The sequence below is a fragment of the Tabrizicola sp. T74 genome, assembly GCF_057219935.1.
In genome coordinates this window covers 1-18959 of sequence record NZ_JBXVVT010000013.1, presented here as the reverse complement: position 1 = coordinate 18959, position 18959 = coordinate 1, and the positions used below count along the sequence as shown (strand labels likewise).

At 58.7% G+C, this 18959-nt stretch carries 11 protein-coding genes and 1 pseudogene; 9 read left to right on the top strand and 3 right to left on the bottom strand.

The window, feature by feature from the left end; all coding sequences use genetic code 11:
• Positions 1–323 precede the first annotated feature (323 nt).
• Entirely contained in the window at positions 324–1454 is a 1131-nt protein-coding gene (locus AC2EAL_RS21630; protein WP_484726312.1) for a hypothetical protein, read from the bottom strand.
• Positions 1455–1708: 254 nt separating this feature from the next.
• Positions 1709–1960, bottom strand: a pseudogene (locus AC2EAL_RS21625) (IS6 family transposase); the annotation flags it as partial.
• Positions 1961–3422: 1462 nt separating this feature from the next.
• Here AC2EAL_RS21625 and dbpB (AC2EAL_RS21620) point away from each other — a divergent pair.
• From dbpB (AC2EAL_RS21620) to AC2EAL_RS21580, 9 genes are all read left to right on the top strand, one after another.
• Positions 3423–4556 carry a DGQHR domain-containing protein DpdB gene (gene dbpB, locus AC2EAL_RS21620; protein ID WP_484726311.1) on the top strand — a complete coding sequence of 378 codons (1134 nt, stop codon included), beginning with the start codon at positions 3423–3425 and terminating at the stop codon, positions 4554–4556.
• Positions 4553–5857, top strand: a complete 1305-nt coding sequence (gene dpdA / locus AC2EAL_RS21615) for a tRNA-guanine transglycosylase DpdA (RefSeq protein ID WP_484726310.1) — start codon at positions 4553–4555, stop codon at positions 5855–5857. Before dbpB (AC2EAL_RS21620) ends, dpdA begins: the two co-directional genes overlap by 4 nt.
• The gene (gene dbpB / locus AC2EAL_RS21610; RefSeq protein ID WP_484726309.1) at positions 5844–6965 is read left to right on the top strand and encodes a DGQHR domain-containing protein DpdB; all 1122 of its coding nucleotides are present in this window, start codon (positions 5844–5846) and stop codon (positions 6963–6965) included. The genes dpdA and dbpB (AC2EAL_RS21610) overlap by 14 nt, the downstream gene beginning before the upstream one ends.
• The gene (gene queC / locus AC2EAL_RS21605) at positions 6962–7684 is read left to right on the top strand and encodes a 7-cyano-7-deazaguanine synthase QueC (protein ID WP_484726308.1); all 723 of its coding nucleotides are present in this window, start codon (positions 6962–6964) and stop codon (positions 7682–7684) included. The genes dbpB (AC2EAL_RS21610) and queC overlap by 4 nt, the downstream gene beginning before the upstream one ends.
• Entirely contained in the window at positions 7681–8256 is a 576-nt protein-coding gene (locus tag AC2EAL_RS21600; RefSeq protein WP_484726307.1) for a VUT family protein, read from the top strand. Before queC ends, AC2EAL_RS21600 begins: the two co-directional genes overlap by 4 nt.
• A gap of 188 nt (positions 8257–8444) precedes the next feature.
• Positions 8445–10934 (top strand): DEAD/DEAH box helicase, encoded by a 2490-nt coding sequence (locus AC2EAL_RS21595; protein ID WP_484726306.1) that lies wholly within the window; start codon positions 8445–8447, stop codon positions 10932–10934.
• Positions 10931–11821 (top strand): hypothetical protein, encoded by an 891-nt coding sequence (locus AC2EAL_RS21590; protein ID WP_484726305.1) that lies wholly within the window; start codon positions 10931–10933, stop codon positions 11819–11821. Before AC2EAL_RS21595 ends, AC2EAL_RS21590 begins: the two co-directional genes overlap by 4 nt.
• Positions 11818–15084 (top strand): hypothetical protein, encoded by a 3267-nt coding sequence (locus tag AC2EAL_RS21585; RefSeq protein WP_484726304.1) that lies wholly within the window; start codon positions 11818–11820, stop codon positions 15082–15084. The genes AC2EAL_RS21590 and AC2EAL_RS21585 overlap by 4 nt, the downstream gene beginning before the upstream one ends.
• Complete coding sequence (locus tag AC2EAL_RS21580) at positions 15081–15779, top strand: hypothetical protein (protein WP_484726303.1); 699 nt, start codon at positions 15081–15083, stop codon at positions 15777–15779. Before AC2EAL_RS21585 ends, AC2EAL_RS21580 begins: the two co-directional genes overlap by 4 nt.
• On the opposite strand, the gene AC2EAL_RS21575 is transcribed toward AC2EAL_RS21580, so the two are convergent.
• The coding region (locus tag AC2EAL_RS21575; RefSeq protein WP_484726302.1) for a helicase-related protein at positions 15766–18959 on the bottom strand (3194 nt) is incomplete at its 5' end. The genes AC2EAL_RS21580 and AC2EAL_RS21575 overlap by 14 nt on opposite strands.

The following is an 18959-nucleotide window of genomic DNA, read 5'->3' as shown; positions in this document are numbered from 1 at the left end:
AAAGAAAGGCTGCAGCCGCGCCATCTGCGCCTCCGTCAGCCAGAAAAGGTTGCTCATCGCTCAGTCTCCTTACGGAGGCTGAATCACGCCGCAGACGCAAGATCAATGGGTCCTGACCCTAGTCATGTCAGCGCCTGTAATTTTAAATGATGCATGGGTCTTTATCGCGGTAAACGACCCTCCGCAGTCATTCATCGGGCCGGTTTACGCAGTGGTGCAGCGTTCGCATTAATGACGTTCGTGCATCACGCAGCATGTAACACGAACAACGCTCTTCATCTTCGCACCTACGTAAACGGAGCCAACGATGATTGCGCGCGCGGCTATTCGTCGATCTGAACCTCCTCTATTTCATAGGGCCAGATTACCGTGAGTCCGCCTTGAGATGCGGCTCTGTCCTCGGTGTGCAAAGAATAGTCAACGGAAGACTCCCCTTCGCGAACTGATTGGATATAGTTGGTTGACAGCGACGCCAAGACGATATTGGGCGCAATTTCGCGCGCCTGCCTTATGCGCGGCAGATCGTTGGCATTTCGAATGGGCATAGCACCGAATGGGCCAAGGGCAACCACAAGGCCGGGTTCGATCGGGCGCGCGCCTACCTTGAGCCTGATTCCCGCGCCTAGCTCAACAGTAGGTTTGATTCCAAAACCTCCAGCGATGCCGATGGCGCCAACTTCAGCCGCATAGCGCATCCCGGCCGTAACGGCCTGGATGTCAGCCTGCAAGAAAATTCGTTCGAGTGATCTGTAGTCCTCCTCATCCAGCTTTCCTTCTTCAGGATCCCACGCGATCAAGGTTGGATCGCGGCCGTCTTCCTGAGTGCCCCAGCGGGATGCGATAGCCCAGCGTTTAGATGGAAGTTTGCGGCTGGATGCACGAACGAACACGGCGGTCCGTTCGGTCTGGCCGATCGCACTTTGTAAGACAGACGGTGTGCCACTGGGACCTCTCCATGCACGTAATGCCTTGTCGTGAGACCCCTTGGCTTCAGCGATCACCAGACCATGCGCGTCCAGACCGATCCAATCCGCTTCTAGGCCGTTGCCCAATGGGTCCTTTCGTATCTGAAATGGCGTACCCTTTAGCCGCCGCTTGGCCAAGTCCAGTGGCACCAAGACCCGGACGCCTTCGAAGGCAGTCAGATAGGCGCGCGCCATGTAACGACCGAGAAGACTAGAATAGGCAGTTTTCGCATCTCTGCCAAGGCCGGGACCGTCGTCTTTCCAGCGAAGCTGTGGGCCGGGCGCCAAGATGCTTTGAAACAGGTCCGTCCAGATCGAGGCCATGTGTGGCGTTGCGGTCATGAACGTCTCACGCGCCGCCGCGTTGCCGATCGCTGTGAGGGCCAGACCTTGCCATGCCGCAGCACTCGGCGGAGTGGCTGTCGGATCAATCCGTCTCAGCCAGACGGAGCGGGATGTTGTCGATATCGTTCGCGTCTTCACTGCCATATCCGGCTCCAGTTCGAGTCATGGTTCATAGCAGTCGCTCGCACGCGAGGTGAATAGCGCCCATGGCGCCAGACAGCCGAACTTTGCCCACGGCTTTGTCAGAAGAATGCTTGGGTGATGCCTTCCTGCGCCCGCCTCGCTCGGCCGTCCGGCAAATCTCCAGTGTTGCTTGACTGTTGCCAAGCAGATTGACGCGACCGCCCCTGAAATTCCTGACCCACAGGTTAGCAGATCAGTTTCTTCTGACAATGCCCGTCCAGATGCCACTGCCATTGGCGGCAAGCGCGCATCGCCTCCACCCGCTTGCCCCTGATCTCGGGGGCGAACATTGGACCAAACCTGTTCCACCAGTACCGCACAGTCTCGTGGCTGATCTCGATGCCTCGCTCGTGTAGGAGGTCCTCGACGTTGCGAAGCGAGAGCGGGAAGCGGATGCAGAGCATGACCGCCAGGCGGATGATCTCAGGGCTGGTCTTGAAGTAGCGGAAGGGGGAGCGTTTGGTCATACAGAACGCTAGCCGGGCGCCCCACTCGTCTCAAGTGAAGTTCTTCTGACAACACCCGCCGCGCCACTCGGCGAGAGCGGCGGCGCGGCTCTGTTTGTAGGCGTTACGATCTTGGAGATGGCGCTCCGTCGGGACGTGCTTGTGGACCGAAGCACAAGGTCTGGACCTCAAAGCCGGATCGATCCGTCCTTGACCCGCTCCACCAAATGCCGAGACTGCACACCTAGGCGCATCGAAGTTCAAGGCCTGAACCACGCGACACTCGGCTTGCACTTTGCAGGTCTTCACTCCCAGTCGGTTCCAGATTCGCGCAAAGAGGTCCGGTGAAGCCATTGCTAGAGCAAGGTGACTTGACCTTGCAAGCGCAGAGCGAGCGGGCCGACGCAAGATATTGTGCCCCCTTGATTGTGTAGCACAACACTACGAAGACCGAAACTGCGGTGTGCTCAAAATGCTTTGCGTAGTATCGTTGACTTACTGCCCCCAAGATTGCAGAAAGGGGTCACGGAAACTCGTGCGAGCACCTCGGGGCGGGGCGTGGTGGCGGAGGCGATGTCGAGATGATCTTGGTGGCCTGTTCCCGACGCAAACGCGCGCCCGTCGATGCTACCCTTTGTGCTGCAGAACTTGTTGCAGACAGTCTTGAAGCTGTGGCAGTGGAATGGCGAGCTAGGCTCAACGCCTCGACCAAGAGGTATCTTCCGACGGCTCTCTACGGCGGGCGTTCCTTTGCGGAAGCTCTGTCTACATCGAGGGATCTGGGCATTCGGTTGGCCGTCATCTCGGCTGGCCTCGGAGTTGTCGAACCGGAAACGCTAGCACCTTCCTATTCACTCACGACAGCAGGTGCGACCGACGAGAACGTGCTATCGCGCTGCCCTCCCGGCACAAAGCCAGCCGACTGGTGGCGGGCAGCGTTCCAGCACGGGTCATTATCTCGACTGCTTCATGGGTCAACTGGGCGCATCTATCTCGCGTTGCCACAAACGTACCTTGACATGATTGCCGACGAACTCACGCACCTGGATTCTCAGACCTTGGACAGAGTGCGGATCTTCACAGCGGGAATACGAACACTCTCCAGTTCCACCCTTCGGCACTATGTGATGCCGTATGACGGGCGACTTGATGGCCCCGACAGTTCTCTGCCTGGCACCAAGAGTGACTTTGCGAGTCGAGCCCTTAAGCACTTCTCAGGAATAATCAGCACATCCGAATACCAAATGGTCGAAGACGACCGTGCATGTGTTCTACGATCACTCGATGGCATGAGACATCCTGAAATTCCGCGGCGCTCGAAGATGAGCGACGCGGAGGTTCAGTCTACGCTTCTTAAGGCCTGGCATGCTTTGGGCGGAAATAAAGGTCGCCTTCTGAGGCATTTGAGGGACGACATGCAAATCGCATGCGAGCAGTCACGCTTTTCAAGACTTGCTCGAGAACTCGAAGAGGCAGGTTACGTATGACGCAAGCCTCAGATCCGCAACCTCAGCAGGCAATTCTTCTTCGAGCAATTCGTACGCAACAGGCTGGCGCATTCGATTTGTATGCTTTCTTCATTGGTGCTGCAGACATCCTTCGTGTTGCTGACATCTCAAGGATTAAAAGGGATGGTGGGGAACTTCAGGGCTTTCAACGCCGGGAAATTCAAGCCCATGTAAAGTCGATCGTTGAGTTCCTTGATAGTGGCCCTGTTCTCTTTCCGAACGCAATCATCCTAGCGCTGTCTCGCGAGGTCCAGTTTGAGCCATCCAGGGGCCCGGTTCCCGCAGGTCTTAGTGACGTCGGTCGGTCAGGCACCTTAACTATACCGCTTCGCCCGGAAGGCCTACGCGCTGCTTGGATCGTCGACGGTCAACAACGATCGTTAGCTCTGTCTCGAGCCAGGAACAGCGCCTTTCCCGTTCCGGTCATTGCCTTTGTGTCGCCGGACGTAAAGACTCAGAGGGAGCAGTTCATTCTTGTGAATAAGTCGAAACCCTTGGAAGCAAGGCTAATTAACGAACTACTTCCTGAAGTCGGTACCCTGCTTCCTCGAGATCTGAGTGAAAAGCGCCTCCCATCAGAATTATGCAACCTACTGAATACGAGACCCTCCTCTCCGTTCTTTGGACTGATCAAGCGTGCTTCGAGCGCTACGGGCGGAGTGGTTTCGGACCAAGCCTTACTGACTTCCCTGAAGCAAAACCTGCGCCCGGGGTATGGGGCACTGTCGATCTTACGAGGCGAAGAGTTTGTAGACCTTGAGCAAATTTTTCAATCACTAGTCGAGTACTGGAGTGCCGTTAAAGATACGTTCCCTGAGGCATGGGGAAAGGACCCGACACAAAGTAGGCTGATGCATTCAGCAGGCATCAAGTCTATGGCTGCGCTTATGGACACGATAATGCTGCGAACAGAGTCTGCAGAAGATCAAAAGGCCGAGATTAAGAATGCTCTCGCGCGCCTTGCGCCTTTTTGCGCATGGACTGAAGGGCGCTGGTCATCGGGCATGGATATGGCATGGAACGAAGTGCAAGGCACACCACAACATATAAACCGTCTCAGCCAGTATCTGATCGCTAAGGATCGCGAACTTTCGAGGGCTCAGCGATGAAATTCATATTCGCCGACAGCCTCGACTATGTCGATCCAGGATTTGATTTCATCCGGGACCGCAATGCAGAGGGTCGCCGGCCATATTGGGACGATCATTACCCACACGAAGCCCTGGGCTATGCGCCGTACCAAGGCATGCTGGTATCCCGCGCAATTGTAGGCGGTGGTGCATCCAGCGGAATTTCAGGGAAGTATACCGAAGCACAGGCAATGCGCTTTCGTCGCGTAGGTGCGAGAGAATTCTTGCGCCTCACGGATCATCGGTATGCGGCACTAGAAATCTTCGGTGATTGCGGAGCGTTTTCCTACCACAACGAGGATGTGCCCCCTTACACGCCCGAAGACACGGCCGAATTTTACGACGACGGCCGCTTCACGCATGGATGCTCGAGTGACCATATCATATTCGACTTCGTAGATGGCCTACCGGGAATGTCTGGGGGCAGCCAAGAGAACCTCCGTCGTTTTGACATAACTCAGGCAAACGCTGAGGCGTTTCTCAAGGCAACCCGACACATGAGCAATCGCTTCTGCCCGCTTGGTGTCATCCAGGGGTGGTCACCTGCGAGCATGGCCGAAGCCGCGCGCAGGCTTGTGGCGATGGGGTACGACTATCTTGCTTTGGGAGGCACTGTCCCCCTCAAGGCTCCCCAGATCATGGCCTGTGTCACCGCAATTCGCGACTCCATCCCGACCTCTACCCGTCTGCACGTCCTCGGTTTCGCGAAGGCCGACAGTATCTCGGACTTCATTGGCAAAGGGATCACCAGTTTCGACACTACCTCGCCTTTGATCCGCGCCTTCAAGGATGCGAAGTCAAACTACTATCTTCCCGGAGTTGGCGGTGCTTTGAACTACTACACCGCGATCCGCGTGCCGCAGGCCATCGAAAACCCCAAACTGATGAACCTGGCGAAGCGGGGCGTCCTTCATCAGGAGGACCTACAGAAGATGGAAGCGGACGCATTAGGCGCGTTGCGTCGATACGACCGTGGCGCGGCAGACCTAGAGGAAACTGTGGAAACAGTCCTGGCTTATGCTGTCCCAGCTACGATTGGCGACTTGATACAAAACTTACCCGGAACGCGCCAGATTGCGGACCTACGGGCTCGATATGAGCGCACGTTGTCGGATCGTCCCTGGACCAACTGTGGTTGCCCGATTTGCCGCGACGCCTCGATCGAGGTCATGCTCTTTCGGGCCTCCAATCGCAACAAACGGCGCGGCATACACAACCTCCATGTCTATGCCAACCATCTAAAAAAACTGAAAGAACAGTCATCTTATGAAGTCGCTTAGGTCCTTTTCCGCGGTCTATGCCAAACAAAGCGCGGCGCATGACGTACTGACCTTTTCGGCCAGTGCTGCTGACATCCTTAGCTTCGCGTCGATTGACCGAGCTGGACGGGAGAGCGACGGCAGTCTAAGTGGCTTTCAACGCCCCCAAATCGCTGGCCACATCCGAAACATCCGTGACTATCTTGAACAAGACGACGCCGTCCTGCCCAATCCGATCGTCGTCGCATTTCTTGGCGGTCTGAAGGTCGTCGACCGGCAGGAGAACGGTCACTGCCGGATCGAAATCGAAACCTCGGCTAGCAAGCCGGGTCTGGTTGTCGACGGACAACAACGCCTAACCGCGCTTTCGCAAACGTCGCGAAGCAATTTTCAACTGTTCGTCTCAGCTATAGTCTGCCGCGACGAGGCAGAACTTAAGCGTCAGTTCGTCTTGATCAACTCCGCTCGGCCGCTGCCCAAGTCACTAATTTACGAGTTGCTGCCCACGATGCAGGGTCTGAACCGCAAGATGGGCGAACGCGCATTGGCAGCCGAACTGACTGCGCGCCTGAACTTCACAGAAGGATCGGCGCTTCAAGGCCTGATCCACCAACATACGAACCCGGACGGGGTGGTGAAGGACACGGCGATCCAAAAGGTCATCATGAATTCCGCGAGCGACGGGATCATGCGGGAGTTCCTTCAGGAACCGGATGGCATCGCGCGTTGCTACGACGTGATCAACGAGTTCTATTGGTCGGTCCGAAATAGCTTTCCGGGCGATTGGGAAGGGCACAAGCCGAAAACCTCGCGTTTGCTCCATGGTGCTGGGGTCATCGCGATGGGCCATGTGATGGAGGTGCTTGCCTACTTCGACAAGGCGACGAAACGGGAAGAGTTCGCGGTCGGTCTGGCTTGCCTGAGGCCGAAGACTGCTTGGACCCAAGGCGAATGGGATTTCGGAAATGGCGAACGGCGCAGTTGGCGCGGAATCCAGAATGTTAGTGGCGATATCGCCATGCTATCCGACTACCTTGTGAGGGAGGTCAGGGCTGACCAGCGCGAACGGCTTTGGTTAGCCGAACAGACACCCGAAGTAAGCACAGCGTTGGAAGGATCAATGCAGTGAGGGAAAGTGCACTTGTGCTGTTTTCTGGCGGCCAAGACTCGGCAACTTGTCTGGCCTGGGCGCTGTCCCGTTTCGATCTCGTCGAAACCATCGGTTTTGATTACGGGCAGAAACACAGCGTTGAGATGGTCTGTCGCGAAATCATCTTGAGTAAGATAGGAAACCTAAGGGGCGAGTGGTCGGGACGACTTGGCGAAGATCACCGGATTGACTTAAGCGTCCTCGGCCAGATTTCCGAAACCGCCCTTACGCAAGACATGGCGATCACGATCGCGAAGGACGGCTTGCCGAACACCTTTGTCCCAGGACGGAATCTTCTCTTTCTCACACTTGCCTCTTCGGTCGCATATCGCCGCGGCATCCGTCATTTGGTCGGCGGTATGTGCGAAACTGATTTCTCAGGTTATCCCGACTGCCGCGACGATACGATGAAGGCGCTGCAAGTCACGCTAAACCTCGGCATGGACAAGCGCTTCGTGGTCGACACGCCGTTGATGTGGCTCGACAAGGCAGGAACGTGGCAGTTGGCCGAAGAAGTCGCCGGCCGAGAACTCGTCGATCTGATCATCGAGGATAGCCACACCTGTTACACGGGTGACCGTTCACATCGGCATGCATGGGGCTACGGTTGTGGAACCTGTCCAGCCTGCACCTTGCGCGCGAATGGTTATGAAAAATACAGAACCCAAACTCACATGATCGCAGGGAGATGCGGATGACCACGGCCACTGTTACCCAACGGCGCATTGAAGGCTTCGCCTTTTTTGCCGCGTTCGCTGCCTGCATTCCGGCAGCGAACTATCTAATCCAGCATGTCGGTACCTTCTGCGTGCCCAACGGTGGCCCATGCCTCATCCCGGTGGCGCCCGGTCTGACCGCACCGAGCGGGGTGCTGATGGTTGGCCTCGCACTTGTCCTGCGTGATCTTGTACAGCGTAGGCTTGGGCTTTCGTGGTCTATCGTCGCCATCATCACCGGCGCCATCCTCTCAGCCACTTTCTCGCCTCCGAGTTTGGTTCTTGCCTCCGCGGCAGCGTTCCTATTTTCAGAGATCGCTGATCTTCTCGTCTTCACGCCGCTTCAAAAACGCGGGTTGGTGCTGGCTGCAGTAGTCAGCAGTATGGTAGGCCTCGCCATTGACAGCATTATTTTCCTTCAAATGGCGTTCGGCAGCCTCGAATTCGTTGCAGGCCAGATCGTCGGCAAGACCTGGATGGTGTTCATCGCAATTCCAATTCTCATCTTGCTGCGCAATCGCGACCAGCGCATTGGGATGACTGCAGCGACCTGACCGAAACGTGCCTGGTCCAATCGGAGGCTGGATCGTATGTCCTTCCAAAGGAAAATGCGGCCCTGGCGACAAATCCCGGTCACGTAACCAAAGGTACTCGGCAGAGGCCGCGGCGATGCCTTCTGGTTGTTTTCTCCTGTAGCGGAGCGTGATCTACTATGTCTTGAGCAAGGGAGGGATGATTCGGGGTGCTGGAGCAGAAAGAAGAACAAGAAGCGGAGAGCGGGATGAATGCTGCAGATTCTTTCTGGATAGCTTCATCGATCGAAAGATGCCGCCGCGCTTTGCTCGCTGTAGGTTGCACAGCGGACCGGTTGGCTCTTCTCCGGTCGCTCGTTCGCCTGCATGGTGGCCGCGTCGATCTCGCCGATTTGCCGATCTCTCTCAGTGTGGAAGACTATTTGCAATTCGTGCGCTTCGGGTTAGCTCGAACTAACTCAGACCGCTCAGTTCGCATTGTTGATGAGGACGATCCTCCTGGTCTCGGTGGCCTTACAGCGTCGATGATTCTCGATACCCAACCGAGGCGAATATTCGAAACCGCGTCGCCTGATGCGGTGCTTCTCCGTCTGACACAGCACGCTCGGTATCGAACAATAGCGCAGAAGGCTGCTGTTCGAGCACTACTCACACAGCCTCATGGTTCCGGGCTCATGGTCAGCATGCCGACCGGCTCTGGGAAAAGTCTCCTGTTTCAGATCGCAGCAAACTTTGGCCGCGAAGCCGAGCCAGGCGCTTGTGCTATTGTTATAACGCCGACGGTCGCTCTCGCACTCGATCACGAACGCACTCTATCTCGCATGTCGGGTCTGGAAGGCAGTCGAGCGCTCACCGGCGACACCCCATTTCTCGAAGCAGAAGCAATAATCAACGGATTTCGGCGGGGTGACGTTCCAATTTTGCTCATCTCACCGGAGAAAGCGCTGAACCCTTCATTGAGCGTGCATCTCGTCGAAGCCGCGACGCCATCGTCGGTTGAATATGGCTTGGATGCACGTCTAACCCACATGTTCATTGACGAGGCGCATATCGTCGAAACTTGGGGGCGCAGCTTCCGTCCAGATTTTCAACGCTTGCCGGCGCTGTTGGCCAGATTGCGGGCCGTTAACCCCGCCCTACGCGCCGTGCTGTTGTCGGCCACACTTACCGACACCTCGAGGAGGATCCTTCGCGAAAGCTGGCAAATGGACGGCGAATGGCTTGAGGTCGATGCCAAGCTTCCGAGGTACGAACATGACGTTGTGATCGGCCACTTCCAGTTGGACCTTCAACGTGAAGCAGCGCTCGACCACGTAATCGATCGCGCGCCGCGTCCACTTATTCTCTATACTACGGAGATAGCTTCAGCCAAGGCGATCCATGATCGTCTTTGCACGGAACGTGGCTTTAGGCGGGTCGCCTTGTTCACTGGCGACACCAGCACTCGAGACCGGCGTCGGATAGTCGAAGACTGGGCAAATGATGCGTTTGATATCGTCGTTGCTACGTCCGCCTTTGGGATGGGCATTGATAAGGCGGACGTCCGTACTGTGGTCCATGCCTGTCTGCCCGAAGGTCCTGCACGCTGGTATCAAGAAATTGGCCGCGCTTCTCGAGACAATGGTCAGGGACTTGCCGTGTGCCTCTTTATCGACGGCCCGAAACCCAATGATGTGAGCCAAGCATATGGCCTAGCGACTGCAGGTTGGCTGACGCGAGACCTTGCGGAGCAACGTTGGTCTGCGATGGTTAAAGCGGCAGGTGGGCGTACTTTTGTCGGTGAACGACGACAAATGACGATCGATCTCGACGCGTTTCGCGAGGGAATCCGTCCGAAAGCCGGCGATTGGAACCGCGGGTGGAATATGACGCTCCTCACGCTTATGCAGCGTGCCGGCGTCCTGCGCGTGCAGACGATTGCAACCGATGGCGATCAGCCAGAATTCTCTTGGACAATCGAGATCCTAGACCATCGGGCGCTCGATGGTGTCAATGACAATTTGTGGCAGAAGATCAACGAACTCCGAGCGAGGGAACTGGCTGAGGTGCGGGCGGATCTGGATGCCTTTGTCGACGTCATGCGCCATCCGGAACGGAATTGTGTCACCCGCACAACCTTTGAGTTGATTGAGCCCCGATCGTTCGCGCCACCTTGTGGTCGTTGTCCATCATGTCGCGAAGCCGGTATCGCACCGCCGCAATGGTTGCACGCCGCTGGCCTGGAGAAAATCTGGACGGCGAGATATCCCACAAGGGGGACGCTCCCCCGAGACACATTGATTTTGGCACCAGCAGATCCGCACTTCGGAACAGGTTTGGCGATGCTCGTCGCTATCCTTTCTTCGGCCGGGATCGATCAGATTGTTGTGCCATTTGGATTGGCGGAGCGGGTCGCTCGGCTTTTGGTAGCATCGCCGACACGACTGGGTCTCGTTCTCGACGAACGGGAGTGGACAGGGGAGAATCGATTGGCAGATTTACCGACCGCCGTTCTTGTTCCGGATTCTTCAGTCGATGCCGAAGCGTTCATAGATCGCATACAGCTTTCTCGTCGCGAACACCAAGCGCCGCTTCTCGTCGTCGCTCGTCCCGATCTGCTCGTTCGTGGGCGTAGGCTTGACCAGACCCTTTCGCGTTACGCCCCTTATTCACAGGATATGCTCGCACTGCAAATCGGCGTGTCGGCGGATCAAGCATGAGCGTGCTTTCAAACCCACAAGGGACCCCAGAACGTGTCTGGTCATTAGTCGCTGGCTTGGCTGCACTTGGCGGTTCTACCGAGCGCGCCGCCTATGACAGTTTGCTCAATCCCGGCTTCAGCAAAGACGGCATCGAATTCCGAGCAAAAGATAGCTTGGCGGGCAACGCGCATGGTGCTGCGTTGAGCCTCAAACTTGTTGAAGCGGGCCGTGATCAAGCGGTACTGCTAGTTGAGCCGCCGCTCGATTTCGCTGCGTTTGCCGACCTCGTCCATGACCGGTTGGCGGGCTTGTCACCGAGAGAGACCGATTCCCCTATCCTTGAAGCATTTGCCTGGATTTCGGCCGAAAGCGACCGGCGCGGCGGGTTGGAGTGGATCTACCAGACTGGGCGCGAGGAGTTTGCTGATCTCGCCAACGATGCGCTCGCCGGCGAGGACGATGACGGCAAAACCATGAACCCGACCAAGGTGGTCGCTTGGCGCCGGTGGCTTTCGTTCCTTGGTCTCGGCATCGCGCTGCCCTTTGAACGGATGCCTGATTTCCCGACGCCTGCAGATCGGGTCACCCGCGAGTTGCGGCGTTCCGCCCTCGCGGCAAACACCAGTTTGCCGGCTGGAGAATTTGTATCGCTGATTGCGACACGAATGCCGTATCTCGACAGGGGGCGGCTGTTCAACCAGGCCTGCGCTCGCATCAGCCACGTGCCGGCAACTGGGCGGTTGTCGCCCTTGCTTAGTATCGCTCTGCGCGACCTACATGACGAAGGCACGATCAGCCTGCGGCCAAGTGGCGATGCTGCCGAGCGGTTGAGGTTGAGTGAAGATAGCGCTCACGCGATCGACGCATTCTCGACGGTGATCTGCTTTCCGCAGGCTAGCGCATGAACGCGCCGCTTACCGCATGCTGGCGCGCCGAGGATGCACGTGCGATCTTCGTTACCGAGGCGCTGGAAGGCGATGACGCAATCTTCCTCGCGACTCATACCCCCATCGAGGGATTCGACGTAGCTGGCCGAGACGCCGGTGAATTTCAGGGCCGCGACGAACGTTCAGTGCTGAACGCATTGGCCGATCCGTTGCGCCAGCATGCCTTTTGCGTGGTCCAAGGGGAACCGGGATCGGGCAAATCGCATCTCATCCGCTGGCTGTCGGTAAACTGGCCGCATGCCAACGACATCAAGTTGCTGCTCCGCCGGGCCGATGGCAGCCTTGAAGGCGCATTGCGCCAATTGCGCGATCGACTCCCAGCCGAATTCGCACCGCTGTTCGACAATCTGGGGCAGCGGCAACGCGCATCGTCGCAAGGCCGCGCAAATATCTTCCTAAGCACCCTCTCCAATACGCTCGAACCGGGTCACTTCGACGTGCCGCTTCCTGATGTGGTCTGGTGCAAGCAGTATTGGCCGGCCGAACTCCTCTCGAACGCGACCGTCAAGGCAAAATGGAAAGCGCCGTCGCGCATCCTTAGGCTGCTCGAAGGAGCGGGTGGCGAACGAAACTCTGCGACGGCGTCGTTCGATCTGTTCGATGTGCAGGAGTTGGGGGAAATCTGTCCGTCGCTGCGGGGCACCGCGACGATCGTGCACAGTCAGGAACTCGCCCGTCGGCTCGCACGCGAGGCCGAAACGATCAGGGCGTATCGCGACCAGGAATGGCTAGCCGACGAACTCGCCGACGAACATGCCGGCCAGTTTCCCACCAGCCTGAGCCTCGTCCGGGCGCTCAATCTGCGGCGCAACGACGCAATCCAAAACGTGCTTGGCGTCTCAGCCCAGGGCCTCAAAACGTTGTTCCGCCAAGTACGTGAAGCGCTCGCCGACCGGGGGCAGCGGTTGGTCTTACTGCTCGAGGACATTACCAGTTGGGAAGGGCTCGACGACAGCCTGATCGACGTCCTCGTCTTCAATGCAGCGGCTAAGGGCGACGGGGGCGAACAGCCAGTCTGCCCCCTTATCTCGGTGGTCGGCGTGACGCCGGCATACTTTGAAAAACTGCAAGGAAATTACCGGCAGCGTATCACCCATGAGGTGCGATTAGGGCAGTCGACGGGCGGGTTGCAGGATGTGGCAACGCTGCGCGAAGACGACACTCGGCGAGCGTTTGCTGTGCGATATCTTGCCGCAGTGCGGGCCGGGCCCGCCGCACTCGACGGCTGGCTTGCACAAGTGCGCAACGGCGTCGACGTCGCACCGCCCAATCGATGCGAGACCTGCCCGCGCCAGTCGTTATGCTTCGACATCTTCGGAGAAGAAGCAGGCGTCGGGTTGTTCCCTTTTACCAGTCACGCACTTGATCGTTTCTATGATGCGCTCAAGGAGAACGACAACGGGCAGACCTGGAAGACGCCTCGCGGCATTCTACAGGCGATACTCAATCCCAATCTACTGCAGCCAGACAGCCTCAGTGAAGGGGCCTATCCAGGAGCATTTATCGAATCCGATGCCTTTCGTTCTGATCGGCGATCGCAGATGGCTCTGATGCCCCGGCTCGATCAGATCGTCAGCAACCGCATAGACGATCCCGAAGAGCAGGCGCGGATGCGCCGGATGCTTGCATATTGGGCCAACCCAGATCGCGCAGATACGACAGCGATCGGAGATGAGTTGGCATTCGCCGGTACTCGCCGCGTGGTCTATGAGGCCTTTGGATTGCCCTGGCTTGGCGGCAGTGAAGCAAGCAGCAGCGCTGAGACCCGGCCGGCGCCTGTAGCCGTCCCGCTACCTATCTTTAATGAGCACTTGAGCAACACTGATCATTCGCCGGGCGAAGCCTTTCGGCCAAGTTTGTCTTCGGTGCGCCCAACCCGCACGACCCTTTCTGCGCCTAAACCCAAGCGACTGACGTCAACGAAGAGCGAACTCGAGCAGCTCCGTGAGCAGGTTCGTGGTTGGAGCGCGAGCGGCGCCATCGAAAATGCAAGCAAGTGGAATGGCGTTCTCTACGCGCTGACGCAGACGATCGACCGGCGCAAGATCGGCGTGCCAGCAATCTTGTTTGACCGTCTGATCACGCCGGAAATGGTCAAGCTACAGGGCAGCACCACCCGAACGCTGGACTATTTTACTGTGCCGGCAGAAGCGTGGGTGCGCAATGGTCTCGAAGCATATGTGTCGCTTAAGCAGGACAGCGACATGTCGGTAGGCGATGCTGAGTTCAACCGCCGCGCCTTGGCCGCGATGATGCGGCGACTTGAAGGCAAACTTAAGATCTATCTGGAACGCAGAATTCCAGCACTTGCCGACGGAACGCGATGGTCGCCGGTTTCAAGTTTTGCGCAGATCCTTCTGGCGCGCGCCTACCTGCGCGGCGTGACTTCAGCCGACGCACCGATTGTCGATCAGGTCCGTGCTGTGATGAGCGACGAGGGTGTTGCTGATGCGGATTTCGCCGCGCGCAGCGCCCCCTGGCAAGAGTGGCTGAACGCAACGAAGAGTATGCACGAAAGGCTCCGAAACGACCTTCGCGCAATGGTGACGCTGGGCCTCGGCGATGGAGTTGCGGGCATGCCGCTCACCGATTCAAGTGAACTTGCTGGTGCGATCGTCCGCTTTTGCGAGACCGGACGGTTCGATGCGGTGCCCGAGAATAGTGGGGGGTTGCCCGAACCGTTCAAGCGCGCTCGTGAACTCGCGCAGATCTGGAACGAGAAGCGCTCACAGATCGAGCGGACTGAGTTCACTATGGTCAAGAACCGGGCCGAGACACTTGCCGGCCTGCTGCGCGGGAAAGACGTGGCAACGCATCTAGCGCGCGTAGACACGTGTGTCACAGGTATTGCCACACTGCTGATCGGCGCAGCGAACGATAAGGTTGTTGCGTGGAAGCAGGCGCTGACCCGCGTCCAGGCAAAGCTCGGGGAAGGCGCAGGCCCCCGCGTCGAAGACCTCATCTACGCGATCGAAGAGGATGAAGTGCCAGCCAATCACCTTGCGCGACTGGCATGGCTTGCCAAGGCGCCAGCACGCGATCTCGATGAACTGCTGATCGCGGCGCAAGCGGGAGAACGTGCGGTCGAAGCCCTATGCGATCATGCCCGAGACTGTGTTCGGGAGGCTGGCGGTGCGGGGTCACTTTCAGACGTGAAGGCTGTCGGTCGCGCGATTAAGGCGGCTGTAACTAAGTCCGAGACAGGCCCGTTGCCGTCATGAGCGATGTCCTCGAAGACGCCGAGGCGCTACTGATCGAACTGCCCGAGGCGGTCTCGCGCCGAGCACTCGGCGAGCGGCTCAGCCAAGCGTTGAATGCGCTCAAGAATGCCGACCATCAGATAGCGCGCATGCAAGCGCTGATCGAGACCGCCGACGAGATCGGCTACGGCAAATCGGAGCATCAGCGCGAGGCGCTAGACGAAATGGTCCATTGTGCGCTCGGCGTCGGCGAGGGCCTTGAGGCGGCTGAGGAAGCAGAGACGCTTCGTGTCGCAGTCTTCGAGTATCAGGACAATCTCGCCAAGGCGATTGCCGCTTTGGAGCGTCTGTTAAGAGAGCACTGGCGGACAGTTTCGGCCGACCGGTTCCAGCCGATGATCGGGCTGGGCGCTCTTCTGACGTCTATGAATGTCGCGAATAATCTTGGCGGACGGCTCGTCGCCTGCGGGCAGCGCGGTGTGGCCGCTACCGCACCAAGTACCGCGCCCGAACTGCTCGCGACAATCCGCGCGCTATTTGCCGACTATAGCCGTCTCCAAGCAGAGCGTGCCGCAGAGATCGGTGACGATGAGGTTGGCGACTTCATCAACGCGCTGGCAGAAAAGAAGGCGACGCTCACGATGATCACACCAAAAGTGCTGGCCTGGCTTAGCGATCACGACGCCCTGGACAGGCTCGCGATCAATCCTCGCTAGCAAGAAACTGCTGGAGCAACCAGCGACTGGTGCTCGCCTGAGTGAGGCTGTCGCTCATCAGGTCGCTGGCCTGATGCACGCAACTGCGGCACCCATCACCGCACAGTGGGGCCGACAGGCGATAGACCTGCTCCGCGAGCCGCGCATCGGGTGCCAGCGACCCCTCGGCTGTCGGATCGAGCGCGCTATAGGCGTCTCGTAGGCGCTTAAGGACCGGTGCCGCGCCGGTGGAGGCGTCTGCGACGGCCATAGAAGCCAACGCCCAGCCCAAGACCGGTTGGTCGCCCGGGCTGAAGTTGCGCCGACGCACGGCCTCGATATCGGCAGCGACATCGTAGAGCGCAAATGGCTCCGCCTCGACGGCATCCTGCGCGAACAGAATCCGGGTAAGGATAGGTGCCAGACGGGCCCCAGCTCCGTTCGGACTCAAATCGGCGGCGATCGCCGCAAGCGCGGCCGGATCGCGCGGATCGAGCGCACGCCAGGCGGCATGGTGCTCGCTCGCCGCCCAGAAGCGGCGGACCGCTTCATCCTCCTCAGCATTGGGACAGACCCCGATGAATCCGCCATCGACCAGGGTTTTCATTGCTCCCCAATTGTCGATCACGCCACGTGTCGTGCCATCGCCATAGGCTCCGGCTTCGCAGATCGTGATAGTCGGATCGGCATCATCGCCGAACTGGAGCGGCAATTTGCTGTGGGCGAGCAATTGCCGCTCGTCGCCCTGTCCGACCTGCGTCACCAACATTTTTAGCCGGATCGTCAGGCTGTGCACGATCGAACTCTCGACATAGGCTGCGAGTAATTCGTGCTGGCGGATTTCATTGAGCGCGACGCTCAAGACCTGACGGAAGGAATCCCCCGAGAGTTGCGTGGCGGCGCGCCGAACCCGATCGGGTGTCATCAGCGGGTGCTGGCTTAGCAACTGATCGCGCACTGCAGCGAAAAGATTGGTGAGAACCTCGCCTGACCAGAAGCGGGCGAGTCGCTTGACCTGTTGGGCGTACCCCTGATGTCTGATTGCGACTGCGAGCAAATCTGCCCCTAACCGGGCGTCGTAACCTGAGATGCCGAGCGCAGCGCAGCGGCTTTCGATGAGGTAGCGCAGAAACTGCGCCTCATACCATTGCCGTCGTCCGTCATCCTGCTCGAAGTGCGCCATGATGGTACCGACGCATTGGGCGACGCGTGCTCGATCGAGCGCGAAGCGCAATCCTTCGGTCTCGACCTGATAGCCGTGGAGAAGCGCCCGGCCGGTTTCGGGATCGGTAAAGGTCTGCGTGATCCCGAGGGGCTCGACACCACGCCGGTCGAAGCGAAGTTCGACATCCGCGCCCCAGAACACACGCGCGATTTGCAAACCCGTTGCGGCGCCCTGCATTTCATTGCCAACAAAAGCGTCGACCCGCTCGATCGCTGGCAGTCCGGCATCCACGATCTCTTCCGCAGCACCGCCATCCGCTTGGACAAGCAGGAACCCACGCAGTCCCGCCTTGCTGTCATGCCGCACCGGAATGACGTGGTCGTTGACGGGAACGACTATCGGGTTGCTGTGGGCCGAAAGCCCCACTTCAGCCGTCCAGTGTGCGCCTGCAACCCAGCCTACGCGCTCAAGGCTCGCAATCACGGGACGGCACAGATCGATATGAATGTCATCAAGACTAGCACGGATGTCGAGTGGCAACTCAGAAAGCAGAGCCTCGCGATTGTTGCGCAGCGGCTGTCGCTCGGCCTGCGCATAATCCCCCTTCGCAAACCAAGGCGCCCGACCCTGCATCGGCGGCCGCCAATGGACGACCGTCGGGTTGTAACGGCGCGTCGCATTGCCAGGCGCAATCGTCATCAGCGCAAGGCCAATATCCTCGCTCCCACCGCCTAGGACATCCGGTCCGGTCACAGTCAGCGCCGGCAAATTGATGGTGTCGAACAAGAGATCGGGCGCCCAGCGCAGATGACGCCGCATCTCGTTGAGATATTGGCCGGTGAATGCTGGCTGGGCAGCTAATGCCTTGGACCAGAAGTCTGCGGCATCGCCCGAACCGAATTCCTGCCATACGCCAATTCCGAATATGGCTTCAACCAGAGAACCGGCTTCCATCAAATTGGCACGACTTACCGTGCGAATATCGAGGCGTCCGCCAGCGCGCGATGCCTGCCGAGACAATCCATCGAGAAGCGCAGTCAGCGCCTGGCCACGACGCACAAAATAGTTGTCAGGATTGAGCGGGATCTGGAAGCCGTCCGGGGAGATCATCTCTGAGGGCCGTCGGAACCACCAACTGTCGCGCGGCGAATAGATCGACAGTGTAACCGCTGTCATGGAGCGGTCATCGACTCCGCGTCCGCCGCGACCCTTGCGCTGAATGAAGCTGGCAAGATTCTGGGGGGCATAATGCTGATAGACGAGCGTGATGTCCGGATCGTCATAGCCTACCTCGAGCGACGACGTGGCAAACACAATGTCGGCGCCCTTGACGAGCGCTTCCGCGTCACTGCTGGTCCCAGAGTAAATCGGCGAGGGCGCCACTTTGAGCGGTGTCCCTGGGACACGACGTCCTTTCGCGCCGCATTGGCGAGCGTCATTGGCCGCGAACCACCAGCATTCGCCGTCGGCAAAGCGATCGCAACCAATCGGCTCCTTGCAGCATTCGGTCTGCGGCTGGCCGGTCGCATCGTCGCCGAAGTCAGAGATACGCAGCGCGGCGAGTTCCTTGCCTTCCTCAGCATCCGTGAACGCGCCGTGGAGGCGGCGCATCTTGTCGATCGAATCGAAGAAGACGAGGCTGCGATACCCGCCTTCGTCACCTGTCCGGCGGCGCATGCCGTGACCAAGGCACATCAGGCTCTGAATGGTCGTCGAGGCGCCGGCAATTTCGGCCCCGCGCGATTCGACCTCAGGCTGGATGAAGTAGAAGTATTCCCGGCCGCGTGGATTAGATTGCTGCTCGCCGACTTCAGGGCGCACGATGGCAACTTCACTTCGACCGATCAGGCGACCCCATGCTTCTGCCGGGTCTGAGGTGGTAGCGCTCATCCCGATCGCCACCATAGGATGCTTAACGCCGTCCGCTGTCTCCGCGCGCGCAGCCAGTCGGCGCAGAGCCATACCGACCTGCGCGCCATGAATATGCGTATAGAGGTGGATCTCGTCGGCAAGCAGCGCACGCGGCGGTGCGAAGC